The following is an 8718-nucleotide window of genomic DNA, read 5'->3' as shown; positions in this document are numbered from 1 at the left end:
AGCAGCTCGCCCAGGCCAGTCCGCGGAACCTCACCTGCCAATGGTCCGTTGATCAGCGATTCCCTAGCGTCGTGACGCACCGTCGCCGGGACGTCATGCGCGGCGGCTGCCCCGGCGGCGCAATTGCGCCGAAACGGCAGCCGGGCCGGGGCAAGCACTGCCACAACAGCGCAATTGCGCCGACATGACAGTCGGGACGGCCCAGGTGCCGCCCCCACGACCAGCCCGCATGACGTCCGGGCGGCTGAGGCTCGCCGGGGCCGTCGAGTAGGTTCGGCCCGTGGAGCAGCAGGACCCCCGGATCGCCGACCTCGGCTTCGCGCGCGTCGACGTCGATCGCGCCGCCCGCACGGGCGACCCCGAGGTCGTGTACGGCGCCGGCAAGACGCCCGACCATGTCGTCGCGATCCTCCGCGCCCTGCACGAGCGGCACCCCGAGCGCGCAGTGCTCGCGACCCGGCTCGCGCCCGAGGCCCTCGACGTCGTGGGCCGGGCGCTGGCCGGGGCGACCGTCGACCCGGTCGCCCGCGCGGTCGCGGTCGGGCCGCTGCCCGAGCCGCACGGCACCGTCGCCGTGGTGAGTGCCGGCACCTCCGACGCCCCCGTGGCCGCCGAGGCCGCGCTCACCGTCGCCGTGCATGGGTCCGCGGTCGACCGGATCGACGACGTCGGCGTCGCCGGCCTGCACCGGCTGCTCGGCGTCCGCGAGCGGCTCGCCGCGGCCGACTGCCTCGTGGTCGTCGCCGGGATGGAGGGCGCGCTGCCGTCCGTGGTCGGCGGGCTGACCGGCGTACCCCTCGTGGCGGTGCCGACCAGCGTCGGGTACGGCGCCTCGCTCGGCGGCGTCGCCGCGCTGCTCGCGATGCTGAACTCCTGCGCGCCGGGCGTCACGGTCGTCAACATCGACAACGGGTACGGCGCCGGGGTGCACGCCGCGCGCGTCGCCCGCCAGTCGGTGCCCCGATGACGCAGCCCCTCGTCCGGCTCTGGGTCGACGCCTCCTCGGGTGCCAGCGGCGACATGCTGCTCGGCGCGCTGGTCGGCGCCGGGGTGCCCCTCGCAGTGCTGCAGGACGCGGTCGACGCGGTCGCGCCCGAGCCGATCGTCCTGCGCGTCGAGGAGGTGCGCCGCGGGGGCCTGGCCGCCACACGGGTGCATGTCGAAACGGCGCAATTGCGCCGTTATCGCACCTGGCGCGACGTCCGGGCCCTGGTGGACGACGACCTCGCGCTGGCGGCCTTCGAGCGGCTCGCGGTCGCCGAGGCGGCGGTGCACGGGGTGAGTCCGGACGAGGTGCACTTCCACGAGGTCGGCGCGCTGGACGCGATCGCCGACGTGGTCGGGGTGTGCGCCGGGTTCGCGCACCTCGGCGCGACCTCGGTGACCGTCTCGCCCGTCGCGGTCGGCTCCGGCACCGTGGAGACCGCGCATGGCACGCTGCCGGTGCCCCCGCCGGCCGTGGCCGAGCTGCTGCGCGGCGTACCGACCTTCGCCGGCCCGGTCCGGATGGAGCTGTGCACCCCCACCGGCGCCGCGCTGCTGACCACGCTCGCCACCGACTGGGGCCCGCAGCCCGCGATGGCTGTCGACGCGATCGGCGTCGGGGCCGGCGGTCGCGACCCACAGGGGCACGCGAACGTGCTGCGGATCTTCGCCGGGGTCTCGACAAGCTCGACCACCGGGGGGCCGGGCTCGACCACCGACGGGCCGCTGCTGCTGGAGTGCAACGTCGACGACCTCGACCCGCGGGTGTGGCCGGCTGTGCTCGCCGCGCTGCTCGAGGCCGGCGCGTCCGACGCGTGGCTGACCCCGATCCTGATGAAGAAGGGCCGCCCCGCGCACACGCTGAGTGCGCTGGTCGACGGCGCCCGCGCCGACGAGGTGCGCGCCGCGATCTTCGCGCAGACCAGCACGATCGGGCTGCGCGAGCAGCCGCTGACCAAGCACGCGCTCGACCGCGAGTTCGCGACGGTCGAGGTCGACGGCCAGGCCGTGAGCGTCAAGCTCGCCCGCCACCGCGGGGTCGTGATCAACGCCCAGCCGGAGTACGACGACGTCGCCCGCGCCGCCGACGTACTCTCTCGCCCGGTGGCCGACGTGCTCGCCGAGGCCTCGGCCCTCGCCCGGGCGTTCCTCGCCTAGCCTGTCCGCCATGACCACCCACGGCGCCGACAGCGAGGTCGGCACCCTCGAGACCGTCCTGCTCCACCGGCCCGGGAACGAGCTCAGGCGGCTCACCCCGCGCAACAACGACCGGCTCCTCTTCGACGGGATCCCGTGGGTGGCGCGGGCGCAGGAGGAGCACGACGCGTTCGCCCACGCGCTGCGCGAGCGCGGCACCGAGGTGCTCTACCTGACCGACCTGCTCACCGAGACGCTCGCGCGAGACGACGCCCGCGACCATGCCATCACGACCGCGCTCGCGGGCCTGCACCTCGGCGATACCCTGCGCGGCTACCTCGCCCGGTTCCTCGCCGAGGCCTCGCCCGAGGAGCTCACCGGCCACCTCACCGCCGGCATTCGCAACGACGAGGTCCGCGGCGGCTTCGGCCTGGTGACCTCGCTGCTGGCCAGCGACGCGTTCCTCATCGACCCGCTCCCGAACCTGCTCTTCACCCGCGACTCCAGCGTCTGGGTGCGGGACCGGGTCGCGGTCACCTCGCTGGCGATGCCGGCCCGCTCGCGGGAGACCCAGCTGACCGAGCTGATCTACACCGAGCACCCGCGGTTCCGCGGCACCCGCACCATCCACGGCTGGCGCCACGAGCACGTCGAGGGCGGCGACGTCCTGCTGCTCGCGCCCGGAGTGATCGCGGTCGGCGTCGGCGAGCGCACCACGCCCGCGGGCGCAGAGCGGTTCGCCCGCCAGGCGTTTCGGGACGGACTCGCGCACACCGTGCTCGCCGTGCCGATCGCCCAGGAGCGGGCGACCATGCACCTCGACACCGTCTGCACGATGGTCGACGTCGACAAGATCGTGATGTACCCCAACGTCGCCGACTCCCTCACGGCGTACGCCGTGACCGTGGTCGGCGGCGCCGACGACGACCACGAGCTGGAGCTGTCGGTGGCCGCGGCCGAGCCGTTCCTCGTGGCCGCCGCGAAGGCGATGGAGATCGACACGCTCCACCAGATCGACACCGGCCTCGACCCGGTCACCGCCGAGCGCGAGCAGTGGGACGACGGCAACAACACCCTCGCCATCGCCCCTCGCGTCGCGGTCGCCTACGAGCGCAACGTCGAGACCAACGCCCGCCTCGAGGAGGCCGGCATCGAGGTCGTGCGGATCGCGGGCTCCGAGCTCGGCTCCGGGCGCGGTGGCCCGCGGTGCATGAGCTGCCCGGTGGCGCGGGCTCCGCTGGGCTGAGGGGCCGATACCCGCGGCCGCCGCGACTCAGCTTGCGATCAGTACTCCGAGTGGATCGACACCGACCGACAACTGCGTGCCCTGACAGAGGCTGAAAGCCCCTGAACCAGATGTCGCAATAGAGTTCGAACCCTGGGGATCGGTTACGGGAGGGGGCCGACGATCTCGTCGAACATCGCTATGAGCGGCCCGAGGTCTTGCGTCTCTGAAGCGACGCGAGAGGCGTGATCGTTTACCTCGCCGGTGACCGCGCGCCAGGTCAATCGCCAGCCGGCGTCGTTGGCGATCCGGTCCCAGAAGGCACGTTGGGTTCGGCCGTTGCCTTCTCGGAAAGGGTGGGTGTAGTTGAGCTGGTCGTAGTGGTGAGCGAGCCGGGCGACGAACTGGTTGCGGCTCATGTTGCGTAGGAGGTCGTCGGCGGCCAACTCGGTGGCGGTGAAGGTGGCGGCGCGGTCGATGAGGGATACCGGGACGAAGTACTCCGAGCCTTCGACGTTCTTCCGGATGTCCACGGTCCGCAGTTGACCGGCCCAGTCGTATACGTCCGCGAAGAGGTAGCGATGGATGGCCCGCAGTTCTGTGAGGTCGGCGGTCTTCTTGATCCGCTGCCTGGGCAGATCAACTGTTCGGGCCTCGACCAGATCGGCCTCGATCTGGTCGAGCTCGTCTTGGGTCCGGGCTCTGACGAGGTTGCGGAGGATGCCTGTCGCGAGGTCGATGTAGGGGTCGACGAAGTCGGACAAGATCAGTCGAGGCCGTAGCGGGCACGTGCCCGCGCAACAAGCTCGGCAGAGTCGATCTGGCCGGCGACGTAGGCAGCCGAGTCGGATACGGCCGCCTCGGACACCGTGAGCCCTTCCATCTCGGCGCTGTGGATTGCCTCGGCGACCACGCGCTCGCGCTCGGTCCGTTCGCTCTTGATGACGGTCACTGGACCCTCCTTCCGCTCGACACGATCCAGCCATTCTACCGGTCGAAACGGACACTGAGCCGGCCAACGCGGGCTTGACGCTCCCGGCGGCCGCCCTGAAGGGGGCGCATCGGCTCGCGCTTTGCGAGCAGCGTCGAGTTCTGCCCTCGCGAGCTTCATGGCGTCGTCCTCGCTGATCTCCTCGCCGGTACGGTACGCATCCAAGGCCCCGGCCAGACGGCCACGACTGGCGCCCTGGACCTCGGCCATTCCACACCTCCTTGGATCGCGCGGGTGTCTGCGAGGCTACGCCGCGGAGTCCCTCGGCGGGTCGGAGATCGCTGTCGTTTGCGAGAGTCGGTGACCGCCGGTGACCACTAACGGGAGGGCTCGGATTGGGCTCGCTTTGATTCACACAGGCCCGCAACGCCGCTCTGACGCCCGCAGCCCCGAAACGGGCATCGCCGCAGGTCAGAGGCCACTTTCGACTCAACGAACGCAGTCACCCACAAAGACTCGCAATCACGCTCACCACGGCTTGTGTGTTCCCGATGACCCACCACATGGAGTGCGTCGCTCTCCTGACGAAAAGCGGCTCTGACCTGCACTGATGCGAAACAGGCTTTGCCGGCGAGACTCGAAGTCGGACCGACGCGAGGACAGCATCCCGGTGAGCGCGCTGTCAGAGACCAATCCACTGGGATTTCGCAGATCGTCGCGCCGTTTCGGCCTCCTGTGTCGGACCTCTCGTGCATGCTCCTTTCACCCAGACCTAGACCGACCCGCAGACGGGGTCGACGCAAGGAGTAGAGATGACCGGCCTGACCATCAACCGCCTCCGCGCCCTCGTCCAGGAGGACGAGTTCGCGGTCGGGCGCATCACCACGACCTACGAGCCGGGAGGTGGCCCGGGGGCACGAGTCTTTCCCCCGACCTACCCGGTCGACCGCGACGGTTCGCCGTACCTCCTCGAGGAGCGGTGGGCCGACGGCAACCCACGCAAGGCCGTCGTCCTCGATCAGGTGCCGTCGCAGGCCAACCGCGTGGAGGAGTCGCTGCTCGCCGCCCTCCGTGGCGGAGAGGTCCGCCTGCCCGACATCCGCATCGAGCACCGTGGCCAGGTCGATCTGGACCTGTCCGCCCTCGAGGCACCGCACCGGTATGCCGACGCGTTTCTGCGTGACAGTGAGATCGACGGCGTGAAGTTCGACCGCACGGACCTGGGCAAGAGCTTCCAAGCAGCGACGCTCGCCGACGCCAGCGCGCTCCTGCGCCACGACCCCGGATCGCTCGTCTTCGGGGCCTGGAACTCGCACCGCAAGGGGCGGCAGGCCAAGTTCCCACGCATCTTCAGCAGCGAGGTCGTCGGATGGGACCCGGTGGTCGGGTCCCGACGCGCCGGCCGGATGGACCCGGTCAACCTCATCGGCGCTCGGACCGGGGACGGTGACGACTGGCAGTACGTCGTCGCTGGCACGAAGACCAAGAGTGCCAAGCTCAGCGAGATCGGTCACGGCAACATCGCCCCCAACGACGCTCACGGCGGTGTGACGATCAGCAGCGCCGGGCGCTATGCGACGCTGTCGCTCACCGCGCTGCGGCGGATCCGCTTCGGCGCCGCCGGCAGCGGAGCCCAGGTCGCAGCGCGGACCCTGCTGGCGGCGTACGCGCTGCTCGGCGACCGACTGGCGTTCGGGTCGGCCGGGCTGTGGCTGCGCAGCGGCTGCGACCTCGTGGTGACCGCCGAGACCATGCAGTGGGTCGGGCGCGGCGGCACGGTCGAGGACTTCGACCTGTCCGTGCCTGCAGCCCTCGCGTTGTTCGAGTCGGCCCGGATCGAGGCCGACGAGGCCGGCCTCGGCGTCGCCCTTGACCCGATCGTCCTGACGCCGACGAAGGCCCTCGCCGAGGCGATCGACTTCAGTCTGACCAAGGCCGCGACGGAGGACTGACGTGCCCCTCGTCCTCGACATCGCCCTCGTCGCGGACCGCTACGACGCCGGCGGCGGTCTGGATCCGCGCACGCACGAGTGGCCGCCTCACCCTGCCCGCGTCTTCTCCGCGCTGCGTTCCGTAGCCGAGCCGGGCGCCGAGACCGACAGCCTGCGCGGCCTCGAGCGCCTCGGCGCGCCGACCGTGATCGCCTGCGCGCCGCAGGACGTCAGCCCTGCCCACCGCCGGGGGTACGTCGTCCTCAACGCCAGGGATGCCAAGGGAGGCAACCTCACCTACCCGGGCCGGGGCAGCGGGCTGCGTCAACGCAGCGCGGCGTTTCCCAGGAGCTCGAGGGTGCTGATGATCTGGCCCGACGTGCCCGAACGCGACGCACACCTGATCGACGACCTGGCTCGCCGGGTGCCCTACCTCGGCCGCGCGACCTCGGCGGTGCTGATGAGCGCGACCGCACGCGCCGACGCCCCAGGCGCGCCCGACGGCCTGGTGACCTACTCACCCAGCGCTACCTTGGAGGCAGACCTCGTGATGCGCGTCCCGTACGCCGGCTTCACCGACGAGCTCGAGGCGCTCCATGATGCCGGACTCTCGGCGTGGCAGGCGACCGACAGTGGCCGCGCCGCGCAGGGCTACCGCTACACGACGGAGGCGGCGCCCGGCTCGCCTGCGGTGCGGTCGCCGTACCAGGACCTGGTAGCGCTCAGGTTCTCCGGGTTGAAGCCCGAGGTGCGCCTCATCACCAGATTCACCAGCGCCCTGCGGAGTCACGTGCTCAACGCCGACGGCGACCCGCTTCCCGCGACGGTGCATGGTCACGGTGCCGACGGTGTCCCTCACGTCGCATTCATCGGACTGCCCGTGGTCGGGCACGCTCATGCCGATGGCCACCTCGTCGGCCTGGGGGTCGCCATCCCCGGCCTCAGCGCTGAGGATCGCCGCGCCCTCGTTCGACGCATCCTGCACGGCGGCTCCGGCGAGATCCACGTACACGTCAACGGGATCGGCTCTGTCGTCCTCGTTCATCGCACCGACCTCGACCGGCCCCGCGCAGCCGACCCGCGCTCGTGGACCCGGCCGTCACGACGCTGGGTGTCGGTCACCCCCGTGGTGCTGGACCGCTATCCGAAGGACCGCGACCTGGTCAGCGCGGTCCGCACGAGCTGCGAACTCGCCGGGCTGCCCGTACCCCTGGGTGTCGAGGTGAGCAAGACCGGGCTGACTCCCGGGGCGGCACGCCTTCGCCCTTCGGACCTGCCGAAGCGGGCGACCGGACGCCTGTATTGCCACGCCCGCCTCACCTTTGAGCAAGAAGTCGTCGGACCGGTACTTGTCGGAGCCGGCCGATATCTCGGCGTCGGCCTCTTCGCACCTGAGCGCAGCACGGAGGTGCACGATGCAGCTGACCGCTGAGGATTTTCCTGAGTTCTTCGAGGCGGTGCATGGTCATCGCCCGTTCGCCTGGCAACGGGACCTCACCGTCGAGGTCCTTCGGCGCGGCGCGTGGCCCGACGCGATCGACGTACCGACCGGTCTCGGGAAGACGACGATGATCGACATCGCCACGTTCGTCTCGGCGGCGAGCAGCGCGACGGGGGGCACGACCAGCCCGGCACGACGCCGACTGTTCTTCGTCGTCGACCGCCGACTGGTCGTCGACCAGGCGCACGCACATGCCCAGAGACTCAGCAACGCGATCCAGGATGCCGCGTCGGAGATTCTCGCCGAAGTGCGCTCTCGGCTGATCGCCCGCCGGTCCGACAGCGACGCACCGGCCCTCGAGGTCACCCGAATGCGGGGTGGGGTCACGTGGGACGCAGCGTGGCTCGAGCGGCCCGACCAATCCGGCGTCGTGACCGGCACGATCGACCAGGTCGGCAGTCGACTGTTCTTCCGTGGCTACGGCACCAGCAGCCGCCGGTGGCCGATCGAAGCGGCGCTGGTCGGCGTCGACGCCTTGATCATGGTCGACGAGGCTCATCTGGCGACTGCGATGGTAGCGTCGATCACCACCGCGCAGGGCATGGACGGCTCGACCTCCACCACCGGGCTTCCGCCGGCGCACGTCGTACAACTGTCGGCGACGCAGGGGCCGACAGCTGATCCGCCGTCGTGGACCTACGAGATCGATCTCGATGCCCACAACGCCGCACGGGAGCCGGTCGCCGCCCGACGGCTCCGGAGCCCCAAGACAGCGACGTGCCTGGAGTCGAGCAAGGCATCGATCGTCAAGGACCTTGCCGGCGCCGCCGTCGAGGCCGTCGCGGCTCCCGGGGCGCGTGTCCTCGTGGTCTGCAACACCGTCGACTGTGCGCGCCAAGTCCACCTGCAGCTGTCGAAGGACACGGGAGCGGGCTCGACCTTCCTCCTCATCGGACGATCTCGGGGCGTCGACCGCGACCGCCTCAGTCAGGACATATTGGAGGCTCTCCTGACTGATCCGTGGGTCATATCCGGCCGGGGAGGACAGGCTTGTGGCCGCCGAGGTTGA

The 8718-nt window shown here is 71.0% G+C and carries 8 protein-coding genes; 6 read left to right on the top strand and 2 right to left on the bottom strand.

Annotated features, from left to right (window positions below; genetic code table 11):
• Positions 1-280: 280 nt before the first annotated feature.
• From larB to ACYVKX_RS16415, 3 genes are read left to right on the top strand one after another with little or no spacing between them, the layout of a single operon-like run.
• Positions 281-967, top strand: coding sequence for a nickel pincer cofactor biosynthesis protein LarB (gene larB / locus ACYVKX_RS16425; protein ID WP_460834591.1), 687 nt, complete (start codon positions 281-283; stop codon positions 965-967).
• Positions 964-2142: a nickel pincer cofactor biosynthesis protein LarC gene (gene larC / locus ACYVKX_RS16420; protein WP_460834588.1), complete on the top strand. Its 1179-nt coding sequence runs from the start codon at positions 964-966 to the stop codon at positions 2140-2142. Before larB ends, larC begins: the two co-directional genes overlap by 4 nt.
• Before the next feature lie 10 nt (positions 2143-2152).
• Positions 2153-3367 (top strand): arginine deiminase, encoded by a 1215-nt coding sequence (locus ACYVKX_RS16415; protein ID WP_460834586.1) that lies wholly within the window; start codon positions 2153-2155, stop codon positions 3365-3367.
• A gap of 143 nt (positions 3368-3510) precedes the next feature.
• Here the strand turns inward: ACYVKX_RS16415 and ACYVKX_RS16410 are convergent, their stop codons facing one another.
• Together ACYVKX_RS16410 and ACYVKX_RS16405 are read right to left on the bottom strand one after the other, a co-directional pair.
• The gene (locus tag ACYVKX_RS16410; protein ID WP_460834583.1) at positions 3511-4110 is read right to left on the bottom strand and encodes a Fic/DOC family protein; all 600 of its coding nucleotides are present in this window, start codon (positions 4108-4110) and stop codon (positions 3511-3513) included.
• A 2-nt stretch (positions 4111-4112) separates the two neighbouring features.
• Positions 4113-4298, bottom strand: a complete 186-nt coding sequence (locus tag ACYVKX_RS16405; RefSeq protein ID WP_460834580.1) for an antitoxin VbhA family protein — start codon at positions 4296-4298, stop codon at positions 4113-4115.
• Between the two features lie 791 nt (positions 4299-5089).
• Between ACYVKX_RS16405 and cas7g the strand changes: the two genes are divergently transcribed.
• Genes cas7g through ACYVKX_RS16390 form a run of 3 tightly spaced genes read left to right on the top strand, consistent with a single transcriptional unit; the run spans position 5090 to position 8718 of the window.
• The gene (cas7g, locus tag ACYVKX_RS16400) at positions 5090-6229 is read left to right on the top strand and encodes a type I-G CRISPR-associated RAMP protein Csb1/Cas7g (RefSeq protein WP_460834577.1); all 1140 of its coding nucleotides are present in this window, start codon (positions 5090-5092) and stop codon (positions 6227-6229) included.
• Position 6230: 1 nt separating this feature from the next.
• Positions 6231-7640 (top strand): type I-G CRISPR-associated protein Csb2, encoded by a 1410-nt coding sequence (csb2, locus tag ACYVKX_RS16395; protein ID WP_460834574.1) that lies wholly within the window; start codon positions 6231-6233, stop codon positions 7638-7640.
• Positions 7624-8718 (top strand): DEAD/DEAH box helicase family protein, encoded by a 1095-nt coding sequence (locus ACYVKX_RS16390; protein ID WP_460834572.1) that lies wholly within the window; start codon positions 7624-7626, stop codon positions 8716-8718. The genes csb2 and ACYVKX_RS16390 overlap by 17 nt, the downstream gene beginning before the upstream one ends.

Source organism: Nocardioides hungaricus (assembly GCF_054782915.1).
This window is presented reverse-complemented; position numbering and strand designations above follow the sequence as displayed.